This is a genomic window from Tropicimonas sp. IMCC6043, from assembly GCF_004146235.1.
Classification (GTDB): Bacteria; Pseudomonadota; Alphaproteobacteria; order Rhodobacterales; family Rhodobacteraceae; genus Tropicimonas.
Genome location: NZ_SELO01000012.1, coordinates 81,202 through 104,922, shown reverse-complemented (window position 1 = coordinate 104,922; position 23,721 = coordinate 81,202). Strand labels below are relative to the sequence as shown.

21 protein-coding genes are annotated in these 23,721 nt (G+C 67.4%); 6 read left to right on the top strand and 15 right to left on the bottom strand.

Annotated elements, in window-relative coordinates; genetic code table 11:
• Window positions 1-52: 52 nt before the first annotated feature.
• From tssH to tssA, 9 genes are all read right to left on the bottom strand, one after another.
• The gene (gene tssH, locus EU800_RS13115; protein ID WP_129633040.1) at window positions 53-2,755 is read right to left on the bottom strand and encodes a type VI secretion system ATPase TssH; all 2,703 of its coding nucleotides are present in this window, start codon (window positions 2,753-2,755) and stop codon (window positions 53-55) included.
• Window positions 2,756-2,789: 34 nt separating this feature from the next.
• Window positions 2,790-3,821, bottom strand: coding sequence for a type VI secretion system baseplate subunit TssG (gene tssG / locus EU800_RS13110; RefSeq protein ID WP_129633038.1), 1,032 nt, complete (start codon window positions 3,819-3,821; stop codon window positions 2,790-2,792).
• Window positions 3,785-5,659 (bottom strand): type VI secretion system baseplate subunit TssF, encoded by a 1,875-nt coding sequence (gene tssF, locus EU800_RS13105; RefSeq protein ID WP_129633036.1) that lies wholly within the window; start codon window positions 5,657-5,659, stop codon window positions 3,785-3,787. Before tssF ends, tssG begins: the two co-directional genes overlap by 37 nt.
• Before the next feature lie 4 nt (window positions 5,660-5,663).
• Window positions 5,664-6,161 (bottom strand): type VI secretion system baseplate subunit TssE, encoded by a 498-nt coding sequence (gene tssE, locus EU800_RS13100; protein WP_129633034.1) that lies wholly within the window; start codon window positions 6,159-6,161, stop codon window positions 5,664-5,666.
• Window positions 6,162-6,165: 4 nt separating this feature from the next.
• On the bottom strand, window positions 6,166-7,017 hold the full coding sequence (locus tag EU800_RS13095) for a type VI secretion system accessory protein TagJ (RefSeq protein ID WP_242500567.1): 852 nt from the start codon (window positions 7,015-7,017) through the stop codon (window positions 6,166-6,168).
• Window positions 7,018-7,114: 97 nt separating this feature from the next.
• Window positions 7,115-7,600 (bottom strand): type VI secretion system tube protein Hcp, encoded by a 486-nt coding sequence (locus EU800_RS13090; RefSeq protein ID WP_129633030.1) that lies wholly within the window; start codon window positions 7,598-7,600, stop codon window positions 7,115-7,117.
• 82 nt (window positions 7,601-7,682) lie between these two features.
• Window positions 7,683-9,179 carry a type VI secretion system contractile sheath large subunit gene (gene tssC / locus EU800_RS13085; protein ID WP_129633028.1) on the bottom strand — a complete coding sequence of 499 codons (1,497 nt, stop codon included), beginning with the start codon at window positions 9,177-9,179 and terminating at the stop codon, window positions 7,683-7,685.
• A 3-nt stretch (window positions 9,180-9,182) separates the two neighbouring features.
• On the bottom strand, window positions 9,183-9,701 hold the full coding sequence (tssB, locus tag EU800_RS13080; protein ID WP_207209904.1) for a type VI secretion system contractile sheath small subunit: 519 nt from the start codon (window positions 9,699-9,701) through the stop codon (window positions 9,183-9,185).
• A gap of 54 nt (window positions 9,702-9,755) precedes the next feature.
• Window positions 9,756-10,775, bottom strand: coding sequence for a type VI secretion system protein TssA (gene tssA / locus EU800_RS13075; RefSeq protein ID WP_371685628.1), 1,020 nt, complete (start codon window positions 10,773-10,775; stop codon window positions 9,756-9,758).
• A gap of 186 nt (window positions 10,776-10,961) precedes the next feature.
• Between tssA and EU800_RS13070 the strand changes: the two genes are divergently transcribed.
• The 5 genes from EU800_RS13070 to EU800_RS13050 are packed head-to-tail and all read left to right on the top strand — an operon-like array spanning window position 10,962 to window position 14,813.
• The gene (locus EU800_RS13070; RefSeq protein WP_242500565.1) at window positions 10,962-11,426 is read left to right on the top strand and encodes a hypothetical protein; all 465 of its coding nucleotides are present in this window, start codon (window positions 10,962-10,964) and stop codon (window positions 11,424-11,426) included.
• A 4-nt stretch (window positions 11,427-11,430) separates the two neighbouring features.
• Window positions 11,431-12,057 (top strand): MotA/TolQ/ExbB proton channel family protein, encoded by a 627-nt coding sequence (locus tag EU800_RS13065; protein WP_129633022.1) that lies wholly within the window; start codon window positions 11,431-11,433, stop codon window positions 12,055-12,057.
• Between the two features lie 28 nt (window positions 12,058-12,085).
• Window positions 12,086-12,505, top strand: a complete 420-nt coding sequence (locus EU800_RS13060) for a biopolymer transporter ExbD (protein WP_129633020.1) — start codon at window positions 12,086-12,088, stop codon at window positions 12,503-12,505.
• On the top strand, window positions 12,502-12,906 hold the full coding sequence (locus EU800_RS13055; protein ID WP_129633018.1) for a biopolymer transporter ExbD: 405 nt from the start codon (window positions 12,502-12,504) through the stop codon (window positions 12,904-12,906). Before EU800_RS13060 ends, EU800_RS13055 begins: the two co-directional genes overlap by 4 nt.
• Window positions 12,903-14,813: a DUF4384 domain-containing protein gene (locus tag EU800_RS13050; RefSeq protein WP_129633016.1), complete on the top strand. Its 1,911-nt coding sequence runs from the start codon at window positions 12,903-12,905 to the stop codon at window positions 14,811-14,813. The genes EU800_RS13055 and EU800_RS13050 overlap by 4 nt, the downstream gene beginning before the upstream one ends.
• Before the next feature lie 120 nt (window positions 14,814-14,933).
• On the opposite strand, the gene cobM is transcribed toward EU800_RS13050, so the two are convergent.
• The 6 genes from cobM to EU800_RS13020 are packed head-to-tail and all read right to left on the bottom strand — an operon-like array spanning window position 14,934 to window position 21,278.
• A complete protein-coding gene (gene cobM / locus EU800_RS13045) occupies window positions 14,934-15,698 on the bottom strand; it encodes a precorrin-4 C(11)-methyltransferase (RefSeq protein WP_129633014.1) in 765 nt (254 codons plus the stop codon).
• Complete coding sequence (gene cobJ / locus EU800_RS13040) at window positions 15,695-17,521, bottom strand: precorrin-3B C(17)-methyltransferase (RefSeq protein ID WP_129633012.1); 1,827 nt, start codon at window positions 17,519-17,521, stop codon at window positions 15,695-15,697. Before cobJ ends, cobM begins: the two co-directional genes overlap by 4 nt.
• Window positions 17,514-18,212, bottom strand: coding sequence for a precorrin-2 C(20)-methyltransferase (cobI, locus tag EU800_RS13035; protein ID WP_129633010.1), 699 nt, complete (start codon window positions 18,210-18,212; stop codon window positions 17,514-17,516). The genes cobJ and cobI overlap by 8 nt, the downstream gene beginning before the upstream one ends.
• Window positions 18,209-19,405, bottom strand: coding sequence for a precorrin-6y C5,15-methyltransferase (decarboxylating) subunit CbiE (gene cbiE, locus EU800_RS13030; protein ID WP_129633009.1), 1,197 nt, complete (start codon window positions 19,403-19,405; stop codon window positions 18,209-18,211). The genes cobI and cbiE overlap by 4 nt, the downstream gene beginning before the upstream one ends.
• Window positions 19,402-20,157 carry a precorrin-8X methylmutase gene (locus EU800_RS13025; RefSeq protein ID WP_242500564.1) on the bottom strand — a complete coding sequence of 252 codons (756 nt, stop codon included), beginning with the start codon at window positions 20,155-20,157 and terminating at the stop codon, window positions 19,402-19,404. Before EU800_RS13025 ends, cbiE begins: the two co-directional genes overlap by 4 nt.
• Window positions 20,154-21,278 (bottom strand): sirohydrochlorin chelatase, encoded by a 1,125-nt coding sequence (locus EU800_RS13020; RefSeq protein WP_129633007.1) that lies wholly within the window; start codon window positions 21,276-21,278, stop codon window positions 20,154-20,156. Before EU800_RS13020 ends, EU800_RS13025 begins: the two co-directional genes overlap by 4 nt.
• Before the next feature lie 439 nt (window positions 21,279-21,717).
• Between EU800_RS13020 and EU800_RS13015 the strand changes: the two genes are divergently transcribed.
• Entirely contained in the window at window positions 21,718-23,697 is a 1,980-nt protein-coding gene (locus EU800_RS13015) for a cation-translocating P-type ATPase (RefSeq protein ID WP_129633005.1), read from the top strand.
• Window positions 23,698-23,721: the final 24 nt, after the last annotated feature.

Sequence of the window (23,721 nt, the reverse complement as noted above, 5' to 3'; positions counted from 1 at the left end):
CGAGTCTACACCCGGGCAGGCGATACCACCAAGAGTCTCGGCGCCGATTTCCTCACCCGAAATCGTAGGTGAACTCACCCTCGACCGCGTCGACAGTCACGCCGTTGATCTCTTCGTCAATCATCATGCGCCGCAGGAACTCGTTGGAAACCTCCGGCAGCATCGTGTTGGTCACGATGGCGTCGATCATGCGGCCGCCCGATTCCAGCTCCTGGCAGCGCGAGACGATTTCCTGGACCACCGCGTCGGTATAGGTGAACGGCACGCCGTGGCTCTCCTCGACCCGCTTCTTGATGCGGTTGAGCTGGAGCACTGCGATCTTGCCGATCACCTCCGGCGTCAGCGGGTAGTAGGGGATCGTGACCAGCCGCCCGAGCAGGGCGGCGGGAAAGATCTGCAAGAGCGGGTCGCGCAGCGCCGTGGCGATGCCCTCCGGCTCCGGCATCAGGTCCGGGTCGGAGCACATGTCCATGATGAGGTCGGATCCGGCGTTCGAGGTGAGCAGGATGAGCGTGTTCTTGAAGTCGATCATCCGGCCTTCACCATCCTCCATCTGACCCTTGTCGAAGACCTGGAAGAAGAGCTCGTGCACATCCGGGTGCGCCTTCTCGACCTCGTCGAGCAGCACCACCGAATAGGGCTTGCGCCGCACCGCCTCGGTCAGCACGCCGCCCTCGCCATAGCCCACGTAGCCCGGAGGCGCGCCCTTCAGCGAGCTCACGGTGTGCGCCTCCTGGTATTCGGACATGTTGATGGTAATGACGTTCTGTTCGCCGCCATAGAGCACCTCGGCCAGCGCCAGCGCGGTCTCGGTCTTGCCGACGCCCGAGGTGCCCGCGAGCATGAAGACGCCAATCGGCTTGTTGGGGTTGTCGAGCCCGGCGCGGCTGGTCTGGATCCGCTTGGAGATCATCGCCATCGCGTGGTCCTGGCCGATCACCCGCTTGGCGAGATGCTCCTCGAGATGCAGCACCGTGTCGATCTCGTTGCGCACCATCCGGCCGACCGGGATGCCGGTCCAGTCACCGATCACCGAGGCCACCGCCTGGGCATCGACAATCGGCAGGATCAGCGGGCTTTCGCCCTGGATCTTCGTGAGTTCACGGTTCTTGGCGCGCAGTTCCTCGACCATGGCCTTGCGCTCGTCGGGTCCGAGAGGGCTGGCCTCGGTTGCCGCCTCGTCGGTTGCCTCGACCGGTACGCCGCCCTCGCGCAGCTTGGCGCGGAGCGCGAGGATCTCGTCAACGACGCCCTTTTCCTTGAGCCAGCGCTCGTCGAGCCCCTTGAGCCGCTCCTCTTCCTCCGCCTTCAGCGCCGTGATCGCCGCCCGGCGATCCTCGACGTCGTATCCCGCTGTTTCGTCGCGGTCGATGATCTCGAGTTCGGTGGTGAGCGCCTCGATCTTCTTGCGGCAATCGTCGACTTCCGCTGGCACCGCGTGCTGGCTTACCGCCACGCGGGCACAGGCGGTGTCGAGCACCGAGACCGACTTGTCGGGAAGCTGGCGCGCCGGGATGTAGCGCGCCGAGAGCTTCACCGCCGCCTCGATCCCCTCGTCCAGCACCTGCACCTTGTGGTGCTTCTCCAGCATCGAGGCGATGCCGCGCATCATCAGGGTGCCCTTCTTGACGTCCGGCTCGTCCACCTGGACGACCTGGAAGCGCCGGGTCAGCGCCGGGTCCTTCTCGATATGCTTCTTGTATTCGGCCCAGGTAGTGGCGCCGATGGTGCGCAACGTGCCGCGCGCCAGTGCCGGCTTCAGAAGGTTCGCCGCGTCACCGGTGCCCGCCGCGCCGCCGGCGCCGACAAGCGTGTGAGTCTCGTCCACGAACATGATGATCGGCACCGTGCTCGCCTGCACCTCGTCGATCACCGAGCGCAGCCGGTTCTCGAACTCGCCCTTCATCGAGGCGCCGGCCTGCAGAAGGCCAACGTCGAGCGACAGGAGCCGCGCCCCCTTGAGCGAGGGCGGCACGTCGCCGCGCGCAATCCGCTGGGCGAAGCCCTCGACCACCGCCGTCTTGCCCACCCCGGCCTCGCCGGTGAGGATCGGGTTGTTCTGCCGCCGCCGCATCAGGATGTCGACGATCTGGCGGATCTCGTCGTCGCGGCCGACGATCGGGTCCATCTTGCCCTCGAGCGCCTGCGCCGTCAGGTCCGTGCAGAATTGCTTGAGCGCTTCTTCCTTGCCCATCTGCGCCGGCGACATGGCGCCGGACGCCTCGCCCGGCACCGCGCCGCCGCCGGTAACAGAGCCGTCCTGCGGACGCAGACGATCCTCGGGCGAGCCGTCGACAACGGTCAGAAAATTGTCGGCGAGATCGTCCGGGCCAACCTTGCGGAACTCGCCAGAGATGCCATGCAGCACATGGCGTAGCTCGGAGGTCTTGACCATCCCGAGGATCAGGTGGCCGGTACGAACCTGGCTCGAATTGTACATCAGCGAGCCATAGACCCAGGCCCGCTCCATCGCGTTTTCCAGGTGCGCCGAGAGGTCGCTGATCGAGGTCGCGCCCCTCGGCAGCGCGTCGAGCGCCCGCTGCATGTCGGCGGCGAGCCGCGCCGGCTCCAGGTCGTAGTGCTTCATGATCCGGTGGATGTCGCTGTCCTGCAACTGGACGATCTGCGCCAGCCAGTGGACGATCTCCACATAGGGGTTCCCGCGCATCTTGCAGAAGACCGTCGCGCCCTCGACCGCCTTGTAGCCCAGCTCGTTGAGCTTCCCGAAAAGTGCAACCCTGCTGATTTCCGACATGTTCCGTCCCTTCCCTCGTCAAAGCGACCCGGCCTCAGGCCGCTGGCCGAATATCCCTCTCGGGCGCCACGTATAGATCGTCCGCGTCCCCCATCCGTGCGCGGTCGCCGACCCAGCTGGTCAGACCGAGCCGCGTATCCGCGCCCAGGATCGCCGGCGGCACGTCTTCTGCGCGCAACACCAGGTTCACATCCCAGTCGAGCGTGTCGCCGACATGGTTGCGCACGATTGCCGCCAGTTTGCCCAATGACTCGCCGCCCGGCAGCAGCCGCTCGTAGTCTTCCCGGGAGAGCGGACCGACGGTGAGCCGGAACTTGGCCGCCCGGCTCCAGACCCGGTCCCCGATCGCCGTCGCCTGCCCGAGCCCCGAGGGCCCGCCGAGCTTCCAGCAATCGTCCGGTTCAAGTTCGAGCCAGGAGCCGATGAATTCCTCGATATGCACATCCGCGCCGAAGAACAGAGATAGCATCGAGACCAGCCCCTCGGGCGTGCGCGGTCCGGGCACGAGGTGGCCGGCGAAATGCCGCTTTGCGAGGTCCGGCATGGCGTCGCGGTCGCGCAGCGCCGTGCCGTTCAGCCGCGACAGCGAGGCAACGGCCCGCTCGGTCGGCCCGCCCATGCCTCGGTCGAGTTCCGCCGCCGGCTGACCTGTCTTCCAGGCCCGGAAAAGCAGCGTCGCCAACCGGTGCGTGAGCATGTCGGCAAAGGCGACGAAGGTTTCGTCGTATTCGTTCTCGACCCTGTCGTGGGCATATTCGGTTAGGTGCAGCGGCAGCGGGCCGTTGGGACCGAACAGCCCGAAGAACCGGTTGGTCAGCCGGTGGGGCCGGCCCTCTTCACCGAGTTCGAATTCGGTCAGCGTGGTCGGCGGGAAGGCAAGCGACGGCTCCTGGCAGAAGCGCATCTGGTCCTCCCGCGGACGGTGGGTCGCACCCAGGGGACGGCCCTCGCCGCGCGCCGCGTCGAGCAGGCGCATCGCCAGGTAGATGTGATGCTCCCCGGGCCGCTCCGCGAGCCCGGAGAACCATCTCAGATGATCCGGCCGTGGCCCGTCGTCGGACGCCATCGCTTCAGCTCCCCTCGCTGCTGGCTGCAGACAGCCGTTTCGGTGAAAGAATTGATCGTCGCGTAGCCGCGGAAGAACTGCTCCATCACTGCGCCCAGGAGATAGACGCTGGTACCTTCGAAGAAGCTCTCGTCAAAGGTGAGCTTGATCTCGAGCCCGCGTACCGCAGTCGAGAGCACTTCGTCGGTCATCCGCCGCACGATCGGACGCGACGCCACCTCGACAAGCCCTTCGAGCTGCCGGCGGATTCCGCGATCGCCCGCAGGCGCATAGAGGCCGATCAACTCGCGCAACGCCGCCGCGGCGGAACCGCCCTCGCTGTCGGCGATGGAGAGGTAGTTGAGCCCGAGATGCGAAATCAGCCGCCAGGCGGTGTCGCCTTGCGCCAGCGTCGGCCGCGGGCGGGTCGGCGAGATCGGCGTAGTGACCTTGGCCACCGGGCCGCCTTCGGGAAGGTGGAACACGTCCGGCACCGCCGTCGAGAGCAACAACGGCAGGTCGCGGTTGGTTACCATCGCGCGCACGGCGAGCTGGCTCAGATCGGATTTGTAGGGCGCGTTGTCGCCGTCGACCAGCGACAGGAAGACCTCCGACCCGAGGTAGTTGGTCCGGCCGCCGCGCAGCCGCTCGCGTTCTGTGCGGTGCCGCATCTTGCGGGCGATAGTGTAGAAACACTTGCCGCCTTCGCCGATCGGCGTGAGGTCCTTCACCGAGTAGAAGGGCTCGAAGGGAAGGTCGAGTTCTCCCTCTGCGCCGATGCCGGTGACGCTTTCGATGGAAAAGATCTCGAAATCGAGCGGTGCGGTGCGGTCCGCGACGACATGCTGCTCGAAATCGGAATTCGAGACATGCACCCGGTCACAGCGCTTGGGAAAAAGGTTCACCGCCGGCACGCAATTGAGCTGGAAGGCTTCCGGACGCACCGCCGGGGCGACTTCCGGCATGCCGTCGCGCAGCAGAATGTAGATGTCGAAATCGGAATCCGCCGTCCGCATCACCGCGTTCTTCAGCCCGTCGATCTCGACGAAGAAGAAGCGCTCGGGCATCGCAAAATATTCCTGCAGCAGGCGGTAACCGTCGAAGCTGCGGCGTGGCGTCGGCAGCAGCGCCTCGTCGGGGGAGAAGCCGCGCTGGCGAAGCTGGCCTCGGATGGGCTCGACCCAGTCGGCCCGCCGGTCGGTGGAGCGCGCCGCCAGCCCGGTGGTCTCGGTGCACAGCAGTTCCAGCAACTTCCAGCCGGGCGTACCCTGGCTGCCGAGAAAGAAGGTGATCGCGTCGAGCGAAAGCTCGTTCATCGGCGCGCCGGCGTGGCGCCGGATCCTGAGCCGGATCCCCGCCCGCGCCTCGACAACGCCGGCAACACCGGCGGCCACAAGCTCGCCGCGCCCGTCGATATATTCCGCCTCGGTGACCTCGATCGGCCAGAGCGGAAGGTCCATCGCGGTGCGGAAGACGCAGGGCGAACTGGAGCCGTCGGGTGAGTCCGAGCGCAACACGGTTTCGCGCTTGACCGTGTAGCCGTCTGCCAGCACCGCGTTATCCATGTCTGGATGGAGCCGGGCGATCATCATCGACGGTGTCGGCGAAAGGTAATGTGGATAGACCAGTTCCAGCAAGTGGCTGGTGAATTGCGGGTACTGCAGCTCGAGCTCGAGCTGGACGCGGGCGGCGAGAAAGGCCGACCCCTCCAACAGACGCTCGACATAGGGGTCGTGGACTTCGAGCGACTCGATGCCGAGCCGGGCGGCGATCTTGGGGAAGCTCTCGGCGAATTCTGCCCCCATCTCGCGCATGTAGGCCAGTTCGGCTTCGTAGTGGCGCAGCAGTCGCGTGTCCATTGCGTCAGCCCCTCTGCTCGAGGCTCAGATGGCCGCTCATCAAGTCGACCTCGGAGCGGAGGTAAAGCTCCAGCGGCATCGGCTGGGCCCACATTTCGGCGTGAATGTCGAAGAAGACCGAGGTCTGAGCCCCCTCCTCGTCTTCCCGGATCTGCACGTCGAGGGTTTCCGGCCGCAGCCGCGGTTCGAATTCCTTGACCGCAGTGGCGATCGCGGCACGGATCGCCTCGGCCTTGCGGGAACTCGACGAGCCACCCGCCACCGGGCTCACACCGTAGTTGAGCACCGAGCGAAAGGCGTGCGGATACTTCTTACGGTCAATCTCGCTCTCGTTGTTGATCGTGTTCAGCAACCAGCCGAGGTCGCGCTTGAGGATCTCGCGCAGCCGGCGGATATCGATCACTCGAGCGTCGCGGGACTCGCTTGTCTCCTTGGGCGCGTCATCGGTCAGCCGGTCGAGCAGCGACGGCTGAAGGCGGTCGTCGATCGTCTTGTCTGCCATGGGCTCAGGCCCCGGCCGGCGGCGCGGAGGCCTCCTCGGCATCGGACGCCGCGGCGCCCGGCGCGGCGTCCATGTGCAGGGTCCGCAGGTCCATCAGGGCGGTGTCTCCGGTTTCGGTCGCAAGCAGGCGCTGGCCGATCCCGACGAAGGTCTCACCGCCGGCATCCACCCAGTCGGTCAATTTCGAGAGCATCGCCGCGCCGTTGCCGCTCTCCACGGTGCCGGGATAGCGGGTCGGGATGAAGGCAGTCACCTCACCGCCGTTCTGGAGCGTCACCCGCGCGCCGGTCCAGACCGCATCGCGCAGGTCTGCAGGCTCCTCGACATGAAGCTCGCGAATTGCCGCGAATGGCATCCAGAAATAGCGGCCGTTCACCACTGCTTCGAGCACCGGGCCGAGCCGCATGTCGGCATCCGCGATCCACTCGAAACGCTCTCCGTTGATCTCGCCGCCGATCGCCGGCGCGGCCTCAAACGCCTTCTCGCGCAGCGTGGCCGCCTCGCCGGGCTTGCCGGCGGCCAAAAGCTTCAGCGCCTCCATCAGCAGCGCAATCCATTCATTTGGCTCGCCAAAGACCAGCGGCTCGCGCTCGCCGGTAAAGACCTTCTCGCGGAACACCTCGCAACGCAGCACCTCGCGATAGGCCTTGGCCATCTCCTCGGCGTCCTTGTCCATCGTCGCCGAGAGCTTGAGCTGGTTGATCGCGCGCTTCCAGTCGCCCATGACGCAGAGCAACTGGAACAGGAAAATTCTCAGCTTGGCATCCGCCGGCTTGGCGCGCACGGCGTCCTGCAACGCGTCGAGGGCCCCGGTCAGATCATTGGCAAGCAGAAGCTCTTGGGCGCGGCTTTGCAATGGGGTCTCTCCCGCTGTGTCGTGTCGTCGAATTCGACAGAATGTCCCGCCGCGCAACAGCGCGGCAGGACCTTTCGAATGGGCCAGTCTGCAGCGGTCAGAGCTGCTTGTTCTCGGCAATGCTCCACTTGAATTCCGGCTTGGCGCCGGCACCGCCGTCCGGCTTCTGCTCGGTGTAGAGCACTTCGACATCGCGGAAGTTGAGCGAGATATTCTCGGTCAGGCGATCCTCGCCGCCGGAACCACCGGTCGAGACCGAGGTGACCAGCACCTTCTTCATCGTGATGATGAGATACTCGAGCGGATCCTTGCCGGCCTTGCGGACGGTCAGTTTCGCGCTGTCGAAGTGATCGCCATTGGCGCAATAGAGCATCAGGATCGGCGAGGACTTGTCGACCCATTTGGTAACGGAGATGTCCTGGAAATTGGCCTTGCCGGCGCCGCCGCCGCCGCCGGTGTGGAAAGTGCCGGACTGCGACACGCCCCAGGACCATGCCAGAACGTCGATCTCGTCCTTGTGTTTGTGATCCTGCGATTCACCAGCAATTTCGCCCTCAATATCGAGGAACATGTCAACAGCCATCGTGCTTTCTCCTTAAATGAAGGGGCGGACCTGCCGCCGATTGTAATGGCCGGGCGCCGGCCGATGACGCCCGATCCGGGAGTTATTGCCCCTTTTCAGAGGGCAGTTTCGCCACCAGCCGAAGCGAGACCGTGAGGCCCTCGAGCTGATAGTGAGGCTTCAGGAAGAACTGCGAGGTGTAGTATCCCGGGTTCCCCTCGACTTCCTGCACCACCACTTCCGCCGCCGTGAGTGGCTTCATCGCTTTGGTTTCTTCCGATGAATGCGCGGGGTTGTAGTCAACATACTGGCTGATCCACTCGCCCAACCAGCGCTCCATGTCGTCCCGGCTCTTGAAGGAGCCGATCTTGTCGTGAACCATTTTCTTGAGGTAGTGCGCGAAACGACAGGTCGCGAAGAGATAGGGCAGCCGCGCAGCAAGATTGGCGTTGGCGGTGGCATCCGGATCGTCATACTCGGCCGGCTTGTGCAGGGATTGGGCACCGATAAAGGCCGCGACGTCCGAATTCTTGCGGTGGATCAGGGACATCATGCCATTTTTCGAAAGCTCGGCTTCCCGGCGCTCCGGGATCGAGATTTCGGTCGGGCATTTCATGTCCACACCACCATCGGCAGTCGGGAAGGTGTGGGTCGGCAGACCTTCCACGATCCCGCCCGATTCCACGCCACGGATCCGCGAGCACCAGCCGTACATCTTGAACGAGCGGGTGATGTTGGTGGCCATGGCATAGGCGGAGTTCGCCCAGGAGAAATACTCCGACTCGGCATTGCCGGTCTCTTCCTCAAAGGCGAATTCATCCACCGGGTCCCCCTTGGCGCCATAGGGCTGGCGGGCCAGGAAACGCGGCATCGTGAGGCCGAGATAGCGGGAATCCTCGCTGTCGCGCAGCGACCGCCAGGCCGCATATTCCGGCGTCTGGAAGATCTTGGTCAGGTCGCGCGGGTTGCTCAGCTCCTGCCAGGTCTCGAACTGCATGAGCGACGGGTCGGCGCCGGTGATGAAGGGCGCGTGGATCGCAGCCGAGATCTTGGAGATCTCGCCCAGCATCTCCACATCCGGCGGCGAGTGGTTGAAGTGGTAGTCGCCGACAAGGCAGCCATAAGGCTCGCCGCCGAAGACGCCATATTCCTCTTCATAGAGCTTCTTGAAGATCGGCGACTGGTCCCAGGCCGTGCCCTTGTATTTGCGCAGGGTCTTGTGCAGCTCCTTCTTGGAGATGCACATCACCCGGATCTTCAGCATCTCGTCGGTCTCGGTGTTGTTCACCAGGTGATACAAACCGCGCCAGGCGCTCTCGAGCTTCTGATATTCCTCGTGGTGGATGATCTTGTTGATCTGGTCGGTCAGCTTCTTGTCGATCTCGGCGATGATCGACTCAAGCGACTGCAGAACATCGTCGGAGATGACCGAAGCGTTCTCCAGCGCCTGCTGCGCCAGCGTCTTGACCGCGCTCTCGACCGCCGTCTTGGCGGTGTCGGTGCGCGGGCGGAACTCCTGCTGCAGGAGCGCCGCGAAATCGGATTCGGTGGCTTCGGCGGCCTGTGCGCCACCAGCGGATTCGAGGGCTTCTTCGGCCATGGGTTACTCCTTGTCCTCGCTGTCGCCTTCGTCGGCCGGCTTCGCCTGTGCCGCCAGCGACTGCATCAGCGCCGGGTCCGACATCACCTTCTGCATAAGGTTCTCGGCGCCGGGCTTTCCGTCCATGTAGGTCATCAGGTTCGAGAGTTCCTTGCGCGCATCGAGCAGGTTCTTGAGCGGCTCGACCTTCTCGGCGATCGCCGCCGGCGAGAAATCGTCCATGCTCTCGAAGGTAAGATCGACCGAAAGGTTGCCCTCGCCGGTGAGCGTGTTGGGAACCGCGAAAGCCGCGCGCGGCTTCATCGCCTTCATGCGGCTGTCGAAATTGTCGACATCGATCTCGAGAAACTTGCGATCGTCGACACCGGGCTGTTCGACCTCAGACTTGCCGGCAAGATCGGCCATCACACCCATCACGAAGGGCAGCTGCACCTTCTTCTGGGCGCCATAAAGCTCGACATCGTATTCGATCTGAACCCTGGGCGCCCTGTTACGCGCGATGAACTTCTGTGAACTTGACATCAACGTCTCCCTTCGATGTTCGCCCGGCACCGGCACCGCGCGGATATGCTATTCCTAGTAGCCGCTTCCGTCGTCCTCGGTGATCCCGCCGACGAGCTTCACGTTGTCGAGCCCGTTCGGGGCAAGATCCTTGACGATGGTGATAAAATCCGCCCCCACGAGCCGCCGCGCCCTCTCCAGAAGGATCGGCACAGGGTTGGAGGGCTGGGTGCGGGCGTAATACTCGGTAATCTTCTCGAGCGCGGCCAATACGTCGCGGTCGGAATTGATTGCGCCGGGAACGCCAACCGCCGCCGCCGGAGCGCCGGCCGCAGCCTCGCTTGCGGCGCCAGCCTCGCCGGCGACCTCCTCGACCGCAACGCCGGTTTCCTCGCTGACCACAGCGACGATCCGGACCATCATCTTCTTCAGTTCGTCGAGGTTCGGACCCTGGCCCGGAATCTTCTCGTCGAACACCGCGTCGATCGCGTCGATGTCCTCCTTGGCCTGCTGGATCGAAACGATGATCTCGTCCATGACCTCGGTCTTGGTGTCCTTGAAGGCGGCCGAGAACCCCGCGGCGTCGGGAACATGCTCGTCGCTGTCGCTGGGCGAAACCTCGCCTTCGATGATCTGCTTATGACGCAGGCAGATATCGCCGAAGGCACCGCTCCTCGCGATCGGAGCAAGCCTGAGCGCCCGGAGCATCGTCTCCGGCGCCGCCAGGCCCTGAACCGCGTTGACCCGCATCGTCGGATCCCCGTCATCTTCGTCAAGTTGCGGGTGGCAGCTGTCCCAGAAGTCGGACAGGCAGCCGCGAATATAGCCCACCGCCTCCGCGAAGCCCGGAAATCCGTTCCGGCGCAACTCGGCATGGGCAAGGTAGATCGCCGCGCGCAGATCGTGGCTCTGCTCGAGCACAATGCGCGCTTTGCGTATCACGTCGGCGTAGTCGGGCTCCTCTGCGGCAACGATCTCGTTGCCCATCTGCCGTTCCTCGCCGGGCTGGGCGGCTATCTCCAACTCGGTAAAGACGGTTTCGTACTCCAGATTCGCACCAGAGGGCGCATCATCGCCGAAACTGACCAGCTCCAAGACCAAAAGACAATCTCCCTGTGGCACCTGCCCCAAAATACTGACGGTGCATTTGGACGTACGGTAGCAGAACCTCCGGACAAATCCACGATTCATTTTAAACCGAAATACTCGAATTGAAAGGGCCTTGACCCGGGCCAGCCGTCTCGCGCCTTCTGGTATCAGGTCAATGGGAGAGAGATCCGAATGATGGGACGAATTAACCTGAGCAGTCTTAGTGGCGCGCGGCTCTTTGCCGCCTTGTCGCTTTCGGCGTTGCTGCCCGGGGCGGCCGCCGAAGCGCAGGACGGCGCCGGAAGCGGCCGCCTCGGCGTGGAACTCAACAAGTTCGAGCCGGCGGAGAGCGGCGGTTGCCGCAGCTATTTCCTGTTCCGCAACCAGTCGGGAATGACGCTCGAGGGCTTTGAGATGTCGCTGGCGATTCTCGACCGCAACGGCGTGATCGACCAGCTCCTGAGCATCGACGCAGCGCCGCTTCCGGTCGCGCGCACAACGCTCAAGCTCTTCGAGATCCCCGACATCGCCTGCGGCGACATCTCCGAGGTGCTGCTCCACGAAATGACCGCCTGCAAGCCGCAGAACGCCGATCCGGTCGACTGTTTCGAGATCATGGAGCTGAGCTCGAAGACCGCCGCCGATTTCGTGAAATGAAGCCATGGAAGGACTCCTTTCGCTCCTGATCCGCGGTGGGCCGATCGTCTGGCTGCTGATCGCATTGTCACTTGTCACCGTGGCGCTGATCCTCGTGAAACTCGCCGATCTCGGCGGTGCGCTTGGCGGCGGCGCGATGCGCGAGACCGCGCTTTCCGACTGGGCCGCCGGCCGCCGAGACGCCGCGATGACGGCGGTCGCGGCCGGCCGGTCACCCGTCGACGCGCTGCTCGCCGCGGCGATGAAGGGTCTGGCCGAGGGAAGGTCGCGCACGGCCCTCGACGAGGAGCTCGAATGGCGCGGCAACGCCGTGCTCGACCGTCTCGGCCGGCACCTCCGCACACTCGAACTCGTGGCCATGATCAGCCCGCTCCTGGGCCTGCTCGGCACCGTGCTCGGCATGATCCGCGCCTTCCAGGAACTCGCCCTGGCGGAGGGCGCCGCCAATGCCGCGTTGCTCGCCGGCGGCATCTGGACGGCACTGCTGACCACCGCCGCAGGGCTCATCGTCGCTATCCCGGCCGCCATCTCTGCCAGCCTGCTCTCGGCCCGCGTCGACCGGGTCGGAACGGCGATGGAAGTGTCCGTCGGCCGGCTGATGTCGGTCGAGGCGAACGGCGAGACGGGGTGATCGGGGCGACGCGGCAGGAGGCACACCAATGCGACTGAAGCAGGCCGTCCCGGCCAGCGCGACGATCCAGCTGGTGCCGATGATCGACGTCCTTATGATCATGCTGGTCTTCTTCATGGTCACCTCGACCTATCTCAACCTGCGCATGATCCCGATGGCCGAGGGCACCGACGCCCCCGCGACCGACGCCGCACCGGCCACCGGCACCGCTTCGGCCCTGCTCATCCGCCTCGATGCCGACGGCATCCCCCGGCTGCGCGGCACCCCGGTCCGCGCGCCCGAGTTGAAGCAGGTCCTCGAAGCGCGGCTCGCAGAGACACCGGCGCTGTCCGTCGTCCTCCTCCCGTCCGGCCAGGCCAGCACGCAGGATCTCGTCTCGCTGCTCGACGTGACCACCGCAGCCGGAGTTCGTCAGATCCGGTTGGTTCGCCTCGGAGAGGCGCCATGAAGCTCGCCCGCCGCCGCCGTCGCGACCGACCCGAGCCGATCATCGCGCTGATCGACGTGGTGTTCTTCCTGCTGGTGTTTTCGATGCTGGTCGGCCGGATGGACGCCACCGCGCCCTTCCGCGTCCAGCCCGCCCAGTCCGCGAGCGGCGCAACCTTGCCCGGCGGCGGCGAGACGGTGGCGATCGCTGCCGACGGCGCGCTCGCCTTCAATGGTGCGTCGATCGACGAAGCCACTCTGCTCGAAAGTCTCGCCGAGGTGCTCGCCGCGCAGCCGCAGCGCCTCATCCGGATCAATGCTCACCACGCCGCTGAGCTGCGCGATTTCCTGCCGCTCGTCGCCCGGATCGAAGCGCTCGGCGCGCAGGACGTGGTGCTCGTCGTGACGCCGGTGGGGCAATGACCGCGCGCCCGGCGACATGGGCGCTGGCGGGCGCCGGTTCGGTCGCCCTGCATGGCGGTGCGCTCTTGCTTCTCGCCCTCGCCCTCGTGCCGCGGCCCGTTCCCGAGCAACGGCCACCGCCGACCGAGGTCACGCTCTCGGCGGACACGCTGCGTCGCACCCGCGCGCGAGAAGAGGCGGCCGAGGCGCGCCCGGCGGAGGGACGCGAAGCGCGGGGTGAAGCGCTCGGCCTCGACGCGCCCCGCCGGACCGAGGCGCGCCCGGCCGTGCCCGGAACACAAAGACTTGCCGCCGCGGCGCCGGAAGTCGCCCGGCCCGACGCCCTTACTGACACGGCCGCGCAGGCCTTGCCTGCGACGCCCCGGGCCCAGGCGCTCGAAAGCGCCGCCGCAAGCATCCCGCCCGCGGCCGATGCTCGCCCTGACGTTACCCGCAGTGAAGCGCTGAACGCGGAGCCGGGCACCGCCGCAGAAGCCGTGGCCACCAGCCGCCCGGCCGCCGGCCTGGAACCCGAACCCGCCCCGAGACCAGCGCTCGTAACAACTGGTGAGGCGAGCGCGGCGCTCGAGGCTCGCCCGCGCGTCGCCCGTCCCGACCCGCCCGAGACCACCGCCACTTCCCTTGCTGGTCTGACCGCGGCCAGCCGCCCGGCCCGGCTCAGCCAGCGCCGCCCCGAACCCGCCACCACCCTGCCCCCTGTGGTGGTCCCGGCCCGCGCCGGAGAGACGCCAACGGAAGCCGCCAGCCAGTTGGCCCCGGACAGCCCCACCGCCGGTCTCCTCACGGATGTCGCGATGCCCGCCGAGTTGCTTGCCGGCCCGTCGGAGAGCCTGGCCGCCGACGATTCACACCCTCCTCCGGCGCCAGCCGGCGACCCCATGGCGGACAGCACAAAGCTCGCGCGCCTGGAAGCAGGAGCCACGCCGCTCGGCGCCACCCCGCCCCCGTCCGGCCCTCCGGCCGCGACCCTTCCCGCGAGCGGTGCGCCGGTTGTGCCCGGCAGAGCGGAAGCCACCACCGCGGGCCGGATCGACCCGGACCGACCAGCCGCCAGCGAAACCCCGGCTGACGCCGCCGCCTCCCGGATCACCGCCGCGCTGGCCTGGCAGCTCGGCGACACGAGCCTTGCCGACCCCGTTTCGATCGCCGCCGTCCAGGCTTTCATGCAACCCGAAGCCGCCGAAAGTGGCGGCGCGCCGGTGCGCGACGCGCTCGAAGCGCTGCTTACCGGCATCCCCTGTGCCCGGCTGCAGACCGAGTTCGTGCCCGAAACCGCGACGCTGGAGTTGCGCGGCCACATCCCTGAGGACAGTCTGCGCGCGCCCCTGCTCGAGGCGCTCGGAGCGCAGATGGGAAGCGAGATCCGCGTTGCCGACGAGATGCGCCTGCTGCCACCGCCGCAATGCAACGCGCTCTCCGGCATCGCTGCGGTCGGCCTGCCGCAATCGGAGGACCAGCGGCAGGATCCGCGGATCGTCGGCACCAATGCCCATGTCCGCGAATACCGCTTCGGCGCGGGCGAGCGGCTGGAGCTCGACTTGCAAGCCCCCGACTACGACGCCTTCCTCTATGTCGACTATTTCGATGCCGACGGGAACGTCCTGCATCTGCAGCCCAACGAGTTGGTTCCGCTCGCTTCGGTCCCTGCGAAGGCCAGCCGGCGCGTCGGCTCGGATGCCGATGGCGAGCCCGCGCTCGACATCACGATCGCTCCGCCCTTCGGCCAGGAGATCGCCGTCGCCTTCGCCACCTCCCGGCCGCTTTACGACGGGGAGCGACCGCTGGTCGAGCCTGCCGGGCCGTATCTCGACTTCCTGCGCTCCCGCGTCGCCGAGGCACGGGCGGAAGAGGACGATTTCAAGGGCGAATGGGTTTATTTCTTCATCGCCACCGGACCGGCGGGGTGACGGGGGTTCATTCCGTGATCAACCTGTCTTTCCCCGGGTGCGACGACCTCCGGCCGGTTTCCCGCGCCGGGCTGCCAAGCCAAAGCTGGCCCTACTCGGTGTCGAACATCGGGACTCCAATCAGCCCTTCGGACGCGGACGCAACACGTGGGGTATCTCGGGGTCATAAAGTGCTGAATCGGGAAAGTCGTGATCCTCGAAGACACGGCCGACGAAGACAAGCGCGGTGCGGGTGAGCTTCTCGCCCCGGACCTTGTCGCGGATGTCGGCCAGCGTGCCGCGGATATACATCTCGTCCGGCCAGCCCACACGATAGGCGACGATCACCGGGCAATCCGGCCCATAGATTGGTGACAGCTGGCGCTCGATCTCCAGAAGGTTGCGCACCGACAGGTGGATTACCAGCGTCGCGCGCGAGGCGCCGAGCGTGGCAAGGTCCTCACCCTCCGGCATGCCAGTCGATTTCATCGCCGTGCGGGTGAGGATGACCGTTTGGGCCACCTCCGGAACGGTCAGCTCCTGCCCCATGCCGGCGGCGGCGGCGCAATAGGCCGGCACGCCGGGCGTGATGTCATAGGGGATGCCAAGGGCGCGGAGGCGGCGGACCTGTTCGGCGATGGCGCCATAGAGCGACGGATCGCCCGAATGGACACGGGCGACATCCTCGCCGCGGGCATGGGCCGCCTCGATCTCGGCGATGATCTCGTCGAGCGCCAGCGGCGCGGTGTCGATGACGCGCGCGCCTTCGGGCGCGCCAGCCACCACCTCCGCGGGCACCAGCGAACCGGCGTAAAGACACACCGGGCAGGAGGCGATCAGGCGCTGCGCCTTGAGCGTCAGAAGTTCCGGGTCACCGGGGCCGGCGCCGATGAAATGAACGGTCATGAAGCGTCTCCGTCGATGTGCTTGGCATAGCCGCGCGGTGTGTAGATCCATTCGCCACCGGCGCCGGCCGAGATATCGCCCGAGGCGACGCGGCGGGATGCGGAGGAGCCAATGAGCACGATCGTCATCATGTCCACCTCGTCGACTTCGAGCGTGTCGAGCCGGCGCAAGACCAGTCGCTCCTCCGGGCGGCCGAGCGAGGTCGCCAGTAGGACCGGCGTGTCGGCCGGGCGGTGCCGAAGCAAGATGTCACGCGCCTCGGCCAGCAGCGTCCGCCGACGGCGCGACACGGGGTTGTAGAAAGCGATGACGAAATCGCCTTCGGCGGCGGCGTGGAGCCGTTGCAGGATCGCCTCGCGCGGGGTCAACAGGTCCGAGAGCGAAATGGCACAGAAATCGTGGCCGAGCAGCGCGCCGGCGCGGGCGGAGGCGGCCTGCAAGGCCGAGATGCCGGGGGCATGGATCAACTCGACGCGCCGCGCCGCGTCAGAGACGCCGCCCGCTGACTCGTCGCGGTCGAGGAGTTCCATCACCAGGGCGCCCATTGCGAAGATGCCGCCGTCGCCGGAGCAGATCAGCGCCACGCGGCGTCCCTCCCCGGCGGCTTCCAGCGCGTAGCGGCAGCGCGCTTCCTCCTCACCGAGGGTGAAGTCGCGGCGCATCCGGCCGCGCGCTTCCGGTCCCAGCAGGTCTATATAGAAACCGTAACCAACGAGCTCGTCGGCCTCGGCGATGAGCCGGGTCGCCTCCGGCGTGCGCCAGGCGGCCTGTCCCGGCCCGATGCCGATGACGGCGAGGTGCCCGCGCGGAGTGCCCGCTGCGCCACCTTGGCCGATCGCCGCAACTGCAAAGGTGGCCTCGGCAGATTTCACTTTCTCGACCAGAAGCTTGCCATCCGGCCCCGCTGCCGCCAACGCCGCGCCCTCGGCGACACCGTGGCAGCCAACCTCGGCGAAGACCACGTTGGAGGGGTTGGCCAGCCGAGGCGCTTCCTCCTCCAGCCGCGCGGCCGAATGGAAGCGGGCGGGAACTCCAAGGTGGCGGGCCAGCGCGTGGATCGCGGCCTCGTCGGATTTCAGGTCGATCGAATGAATGGCGGCGATCTCGCCCGCGGAGATACCCGCTTCCGCCAGCGTCCGGCCGACCAGCCCGATGAGCTGATCGGGGTCGCAGCCACGGGCGCAGCCGACACCGAGCGCCAGCGCGCGGCGGCGATAGACCAGTGGCGGCACGCCGGGGACGCTCAGCACAAGCGGCGCTTCCGGGTCGGCGGCGACGCGCTCCACCGCGCCCGCGGTCTCGAGCGGTGCGATCCAGCCCGCCTTGGGGCCGGAGAGCTGTCCCTTGGTCCCGGAAACCAGCGCCGCCATCACCGCCTTGGCGTCCTCGGGATTGTCGAGCCGCCAGTCCTCGGGCGGCGCGTCGAGCGCGACGCCAAAGGTCACGTCGCCCGCTGTCGTTACGGCCGCAGTCCCGCCGATCGCCTCTGCGATCCGGCCAGCCAGTGCATTCGCCCCATGATGGCCGCCGAGAAGCGGCACCACGGCGGCGCCGTCCGCAGAGACGGCCAGCACCGCCGGCTCCGTGCGCTTGTCGCCGAGATGCGGCGCCAGCAGACGGATCAGGATGCCGGCAGAGGCGATGCCGACCAGCGGATGTCCGGCATGGAAGAGCGCCGCGAGATGCGCGCCCAGATCGTCGAAATCCTCGCCACGGATGTCGAGCCGCGCGTCGAGGGCCCCGGCGATGCGCCGGCCAAGCGGGGCGTTTGCCGACAGCAGGCAGAGGACTACCGGAAGCGGGCCGGCGCCGCGCTCAGACATGGGCGTCCTTTCCCGGCACGACGATCATCGAGAAATAGGGCGCGGTCTCGGGCGCCTCGGCGAGCGGGCAGACCTGTTGCTGCGGCAGCGTGGCGTGGGAAACGAAGACGGCGCGCTCGGCCAGCCCGAGGCGTTCCAGCACCGCCCGGGTGCGGGCGAAATGGCGACCGAGCTTCATGATCGCGGCGGCATTGGCAGCGGCAAGGTGGCGTTCGAGTTCGTCCTCCGGCAGCGTCGCCGGCAGCACGGTCAGCACCTCTTCGCGGGCGATGAGCGGCTGGCGGGCGACCGCCGTCACCGCGCCGAGCGAGGACACGCCCGGTACGATCTCGGCCGGGAAGCGCTCGGCGAGGCGGGCGAAGAGATACATGAAGGAGCCGTAGAAGAACGGGTCGCCCTCGCAGAGCACGACCACATCCTCGCCGGATGCGAGCGCATCGGCGATGGTTTCGGCGGCGGCGTCATAGACCTCCTGCGCCGGGAAGCGCTCGGAGCGCATCGGGATCACGATCGGGATCTCGCGCGCGCCTTCGGGGATGAACTCGGCGACGATGCCACGGGCGAAGCTCTCGCCGCTGTCCGGCGCGGGATAGGCGATGGTGGTGGCTCCGGAGATCAGCCGATGCGCTTTCAGCGTCAGCAGGTCAGGGTCGCCGGGGCCGACGCCCAGGCCATAGAGGGTACCGCTCATAGTGAGAGACTCCATTGGGTGACGGGCATCGCCGGTTTCCATCCGGTGCGCCGGCCGACGGGCTGGGCGCGGGAAATGGCGATGCGGGTGAGGTCGCCGCCATGGCGGGCGTAGAGCGTGGCTAGCACGGCTTCGGATTCTAGCGTAACGGCATTGGCGACGAGGCGGCCGCCAGGCTTCAGCGCGTCGAGTGCGGCCTCTGCGGTCACCTCCGAAAGCCCGCCGCCGATGAAGATAGCATCCGGCGCGGGAAGCCCCGCCAGCGCAGCCGGCGCGGGATCGGGCCGGATGTCGAGCCTTGGCGCTCCAAGCCGCGTGGCATTGGCCGCAGCCATGGCGCGACGTTCGGACGAGGGCTCAAGGCCGATGGCACGCATGTCGCGGTCCGCGCGCATCCACTCTATGGCGACCGAGCCACAGCCGAGGCCGATGTCCCAGAGCAACTCGCCGCGGCGCGGGGCCAGCGCAGAGAGCGTCAGCGCCCGGATCTCGCGCTTGGTCATCTTGCCGTCATGGGTAAAGGCGTCGTCGGGGAGGCCGGTGCGCGGCGGTACATGGGCGCCGGGCGCGGCAATGCACTCGACGGCCAGCAGGTGGAAATCCGGCGCTTGCGCGTTCCAGTCGGCCGCGGTGCCTTCGATACGGCTCTCGCCCGGCCCACCCATTGCGCCGAGCACCGTCAGCCGGCTTGGGCCGAGCCCGTTCTCTGTGAGCAGGCGGGCGATGGTTGCCGGCGAACTGCCATCCTCGGTCAGGATCAGCAGACGCTGACCTGGGCCGAAGTACGGGATCGCCTGTTCGGCAGGGCGTCCGTGGATCGTCAGCGTCTCGACATCGGCCAGTGACCATTTCATCCGAACGGCGGCGAGTTGGAAGGCAGATAGCTGCGGGTGGTAGAGGATCTCTTCGGGCGAGAAGCGGCGCTGGTAGAGTGCGCCGGCGGAATACCAGAGCGGGTCGCCCGTCACCAGAACGGCAACCCGGCGACCTCGCATCGTTTCCAGTTCCTCGGCCAGCTCGCGGAAGGGCGAAGGCCATTCGATCCGTTCGGCGGCAAGCTCCGGCACCAGCGCATGGTGGCGCGGGCCGCCGACGATCACCTCGGCCGCCTCCAGCCGGGCACGGGCAGCGGGCGCGAGCCCGTCCAAGCCATCCTCGCCTATGCCGATCACGTCGAGCCAGGGCGTCGTCATGTGCCGTCTCCTGTCAGGCCAAGCGTCAGCGCATTCACCGCCGCAGCGGCCATCGCCGAGCCGCCGCGGCGGCCGAGCAGCGTCACGAAGGGCACGCCGTGGGGCAGGTCTGCGAGCGCCTGCTTGCTCTCGGCGGCGCCGACGAAGCCGACTGGGAAGGCAAGGATCAGGGCGGGCTTCGGCCAGCCCTGTTCCAGCCCCTCGAGCAGATGGAAGAGCGCAGTGGGCGCGTTGCCGATGGCGACGATGGCGCCGCCGAGCCGGTCGCGCCAAAGCTCGGTGGCGGCAGCGGATCGGGTGGTGCCCAGACACTTCGCGAGGTCAGGCACGGAGGGGTCGTTCAACGTGACCACGGGTTCGACGCCTTCTGGCAGGGCGCGAGCGATGATGCCGCGGGCGACCATTTCGCTGTCGCAGAAGATGGGGAGAGCACGCCGGTCCTCGGTTCCGCCCGGCGGCAACGCCGGGCCGCTGCCGACCGCCGCTCCGGGCGGGGGCTTCTCGCCCGCCCGCGACCGGGGGCTGCCCTCTGCACTATCGCTGATCTGTCGAAGCGCACTCTGACCCGCCACCACCGCGCCCTCCGACAGCCGCAGGTCCTGCGCCACATCCACCATCCCGCAGGCGTGGATCAGCCGGATCGCCATCGGGCGGGCATCTTCGGGCAGGGCCGAGAGATCCGCCTCGGCCTCGATCGTGGCGAAGCTCCTGGCATAGATCGCCGCCGGGTCGCGCTCGTAGTGGAAATTCATTCGGTCTTCAGATGCTTGCGCACGCTTTCCGGCCCCATCGGGTGGTCCGCATGGGGATAGACCGGGTGATGGTGCCCGTGGTCATGGGAATGACCGTGATCATGATGATGATGGTGATGTCCGTGCCCGTGCGCGTGGCCATGATCGTGGTGGGGATGGTGCCCCCTGTCGAGCCGGCAGGCGCCGGTACAGAACGTGTCGCAGAGCGCGCAGTCCGCCACATTGGAGCCGGGCGCGCTCGCCCCCTGCCCCTCGACATGGTGATGGTGGCTCTCCTGCTTCATCCCGACTTCGGCCTCGAAGCCGAGGACCTGCGTGCGGTATTTGCAGAGCGCGCAGTTCATGTCGTTCTTCCCGTCCAGGATCTCGGTGACCCGCTCTGCAAAGGTCTCGAGCACCAGCGGATGGTCGGCAAGATAGCCGGCCTTCACCCATTGCGCCTGCGGGTTGGCCGCGGCGACCATGTCGGTGAAGCCGTAGATCCGGTCGATCAGCACGCCGGTGAAGAGGAAATAGGGGAAAACGATGTAGCGTTTGAACCCGAGTTTTGCGGCCTGTTCCAGCGCCGGCTCGACCAGCGGGAAGGTCACGCCGGAATAGCCGACCTCGCACCAGCCGAAACCCATCCCTTCCCAGAGCATCCGGGCGATCTTGGAGACATTGGCATTGGCGTCCGGGTCTGAGGCGCCGCGGCCGATGACGACGAGGCAGGTCTCGTGCAGAGGCACGTCGCCAAGCTCCGCGTCGGCCTGCGCAATGGCCGCTTTCACCCGGTCGGCGGCGGCGGCGATCATCTTCGGGTCGACTCCGAGGTCTCGGCCATACTCGACCTTGATCCCGTGCTCGGCGGCATAGGCGTTCAGCACCGAAGGGATGTCGTTCTTGGCGTGCATCGCGGCAAAGAGCATGCCCGGCACGGCGAGAATGCTCTCGCAGCCGGCCTCGCGCAGATTGTCCAGTCCGACGCGGATCACCGGGTTGGCAAATTCGAGATAGCCGTAATCGACCATCCAGTCCTCGGGCAGCAGCGCGGGAAGCTTCTCGGCCAGAACGGAGAATTCGTCCACCGCGGCCTGCGAACGGGAGCCGTGTCCGCACAGCATGACACCGATCTTGCTCATGCGCTGCATTCCCGGGACAGTTTCGTCTGGATAGCGGTCATGGCCTGGCTCCTTCGCTTGCCCTGCCGACTGGCAAGACGGGGCCGGCGCGGGTGCGCCCGGCACCCGCCTCGACGACGATCGGCCGCCCCCCGCATTGGGTCGGGGCCACCGCTCTCCCGTTCAGCCTTCCGGCATCGTCGCGCCGAGCGGTAGCAGCGCCGGCCGGACACCGCAACCTGAGAAAGGCCGGACAAAAGGCAGCAGCGGCGGCAACGCGGGCGCGTCCGCGTCCTTCGGGACGGACGGCGGCCCTTGCCTCCTCCACGAGACGGCGAATATGTCCGATAGAGGTCGGCTGCCGGTCGGGGTAGACTCCGCCTGGTCCTGCAACTGTCGCGGGACCGGTCGGGCGCTGGCACGCCTCCGCCTCGGCCGTTAGTGAGCGAGGATCTCCCAGATGCCCTGGATCGACGAGGAAACCCGGCCGCTGGTTCTGACCGGGTTGACGCTGGCCGGAATGGTCCTTGCCGCGATCGCGCATTGGGCCTTGCCGCAGGGCGTGATCTGGGGGCCGGTTGCGGGCAACCTGGCTCTCCTCGTCGTCTTTGCGGCCGGTGGCATTCCGCCGGGGATCAGGGCGATCAGGGCGCTCTGGACCGAAGGAGAGCTCGATATCGACCTGCTGATGGTGGTCGCGGCGCTTGCCGCCGCCGTCGTGGGCGCGGCCTTCGAGGGCGGCGTGCTGCTGGCGCTCTTCAGCCTGTCCACCACGCTGGAGGAACGGGCGATGGGCCGCGCACGCCGCGCCATAGAATCGCTAATGGAGCTGCGGCCGGACCGGGCTCTGCGCCGGACCGCCTCCGGCACCGAGGAAGTTCCGGTGGCGTCGCTCGTCCCCGGCGACGTGGTCATCCTGCGTCCCGGCGCGCGGGTGCCGGTCGACGGCGAGATTGTCGAAGGCGAGAGCGAGATCGACGAGTCCACCATCACCGGGGAATCCGTGCCGGTTTTGAAGGCGGCCGGCGCGCAGGTCTTCGAGGCGACGGTGAACCAGAACGGGATCCTCGCCATCCGGGTCGACCGGCCACTGGCGGAGAGCACCGTGGCGCGGATGATCGCGCTTGTCACCGAGGCCCAGGCTGCCCGCGCCCCTTCGGAGCAATTCTCCGACTGGTTCGGACAGCGCTACACCATTGCCGTGCTCGGGGGCTCGGTGCTGGCCTTTCTCGTCTTCCTCCTTCTCGGCAACGGCTGGAACCAGGCGCTCTACCGCGCCGCGACGCTGCTGGTGGCGGCCAGCCCCTGCGCCATCGTTATCTCCGTTCCCGCGGCGATCCTCTCGGCGCTCTCGGCCTCGGCCCGGGGCGGCGTGCTCTTCAAGGGGGGCGCGGCACTGGAAACCCTCGCCTCGGTCTCGAATTTCGCATTCGACAAGACCGGCACGCTGACCACCGGGCGGCAGGAACTGACCGGCCTGCACTGCGAAGGGGACGAGGCCGATTTCCTCGCCCGGCTCGCCGGGCTCGAGGCGCAATCCGAACACCCCGTCGCCGATGCGATCCGCCGCGCCGCCGTGGCGCGCGAGATTGCTCCCGTCGCCGTGCGCGAAGCGCGCGCCGTGCCCGGCGAAGGCATCGTCGGAGTCGACGACGAGGGGATGCTCTGGGCCGGCAACGAGCGGCTCGCGGATCGCATGGCCAGACACAGCGCGCCGATGGACTGCCCCGCCTTTCTCGCCGCTCTCCACGACACGCCGATGACGCTGGTGATGATGGGCCGCGGCGCGCGCATTCTCGGGGTGGCAACCGTCGAGGACCAGCCGCGGCACACTGCGCGCGCTGGTCTGGCCGCGCTCCGGAACCGGGGCGTCACGCAACTGGCGATGGTGACCGGCGACCGGCAGGCAGTGGCGGACCGGGTCGGCGCGGAGCTCGGCTTTGCGCCCGATGCAATCCACGCGGGCCTGCGCCCGGAGGACAAGGTCGAGATCGTGGCCGATCTCGCCAGTCGCGGGCGGGTGGCCTTTGTCGGCGATGGGGTGAACGACGCGGCGGCGCTGGCGCGGGCCGATGTCGGCATCGCCATGGGCGCGGCCGGCTCCGAGGTCGCGCTCCAGGCGGCGGACGTGGCGCTCCTCTCCGACGATCTCCGTCGCCTCGCCGCGGCGCACCGGCTGGCGCAGCGCGCGGAACGTATCATTCGCCAGAATCTCGTATTTGCGACCGGAGCCATGGTGACGTTGGTCGCGTCCGGTCTCTTCTTCCACCTGCCGCTTCCGATCGCAGTGGTCGGCCACGAGGGCGGCACCGTGCTGGTGGTGCTCAACGGGCTGCGCCTGCTGGCCGATCCGATCCGCATCCCCGAGGGAAGCACCGGCGGAAACCTCGACACCGCGACCAAGCGGCAGGGCGAGCGGCCGGCTGCGGCAAGTGCCTGAGGTCGCAACCTGGTCCCCCGGCCG

What these genes read in the sequence shown, in the direction of transcription:
- tssE (WP_129633034.1), bottom strand. Translation starts at nt 6,161, where the DNA reads ATGGCAGACAAGACGATCGACGACCGCCTTCAGCCGTCGCTGCTCGAC.
- EU800_RS13015 (WP_129633005.1), top strand. Translation starts at nt 21,718, where the DNA reads ATGCCCTGGATCGACGAGGAAACCCGGCCGCTGGTTCTGACCGGGTTG.
- EU800_RS13055 (WP_129633018.1), top strand. Translation starts at nt 12,502, where the DNA reads ATGAAGCTCGCCCGCCGCCGCCGTCGCGACCGACCCGAGCCGATCATC.
- EU800_RS13020 (WP_129633007.1), bottom strand. Translation starts at nt 21,278, where the DNA reads ATGAGCAAGATCGGTGTCATGCTGTGCGGACACGGCTCCCGTTCGCAG.
- cobI (WP_129633010.1), bottom strand. Translation starts at nt 18,212, where the DNA reads ATGAGCGGTACCCTCTATGGCCTGGGCGTCGGCCCCGGCGACCCTGAC.
- EU800_RS13090 (WP_129633030.1), bottom strand. Translation starts at nt 7,600, where the DNA reads ATGGCTGTTGACATGTTCCTCGATATTGAGGGCGAAATTGCTGGTGAA.
- EU800_RS13070 (WP_242500565.1), top strand. Translation starts at nt 10,962, where the DNA reads ATGATGGGACGAATTAACCTGAGCAGTCTTAGTGGCGCGCGGCTCTTT.
- EU800_RS13065 (WP_129633022.1), top strand. Translation starts at nt 11,431, where the DNA reads ATGGAAGGACTCCTTTCGCTCCTGATCCGCGGTGGGCCGATCGTCTGG.
- tssC (WP_129633028.1), bottom strand. Translation starts at nt 9,179, where the DNA reads ATGGCCGAAGAAGCCCTCGAATCCGCTGGTGGCGCACAGGCCGCCGAA.
- tssG (WP_129633038.1), bottom strand. Translation starts at nt 3,821, where the DNA reads ATGGCGTCCGACGACGGGCCACGGCCGGATCATCTGAGATGGTTCTCC.
- tssF (WP_129633036.1), bottom strand. Translation starts at nt 5,659, where the DNA reads ATGGACACGCGACTGCTGCGCCACTACGAAGCCGAACTGGCCTACATG.
- EU800_RS13025 (WP_242500564.1), bottom strand. Translation starts at nt 20,157, where the DNA reads ATGAATTTCCACTACGAGCGCGACCCGGCGGCGATCTATGCCAGGAGC.
- cobJ (WP_129633012.1), bottom strand. Translation starts at nt 17,521, where the DNA reads ATGTCTGAGCGCGGCGCCGGCCCGCTTCCGGTAGTCCTCTGCCTGCTG.
- EU800_RS13050 (WP_129633016.1), top strand. Translation starts at nt 12,903, where the DNA reads ATGACCGCGCGCCCGGCGACATGGGCGCTGGCGGGCGCCGGTTCGGTC.
- tssH (WP_129633040.1), bottom strand. Translation starts at nt 2,755, where the DNA reads ATGTCGGAAATCAGCAGGGTTGCACTTTTCGGGAAGCTCAACGAGCTG.
- cbiE (WP_129633009.1), bottom strand. Translation starts at nt 19,405, where the DNA reads ATGACGACGCCCTGGCTCGACGTGATCGGCATAGGCGAGGATGGCTTG.
- tssB (WP_207209904.1), bottom strand. Translation starts at nt 9,701, where the DNA reads ATGTCAAGTTCACAGAAGTTCATCGCGCGTAACAGGGCGCCCAGGGTT.
- cobM (WP_129633014.1), bottom strand. Translation starts at nt 15,698, where the DNA reads ATGACCGTTCATTTCATCGGCGCCGGCCCCGGTGACCCGGAACTTCTG.
- EU800_RS13060 (WP_129633020.1), top strand. Translation starts at nt 12,086, where the DNA reads ATGCGACTGAAGCAGGCCGTCCCGGCCAGCGCGACGATCCAGCTGGTG.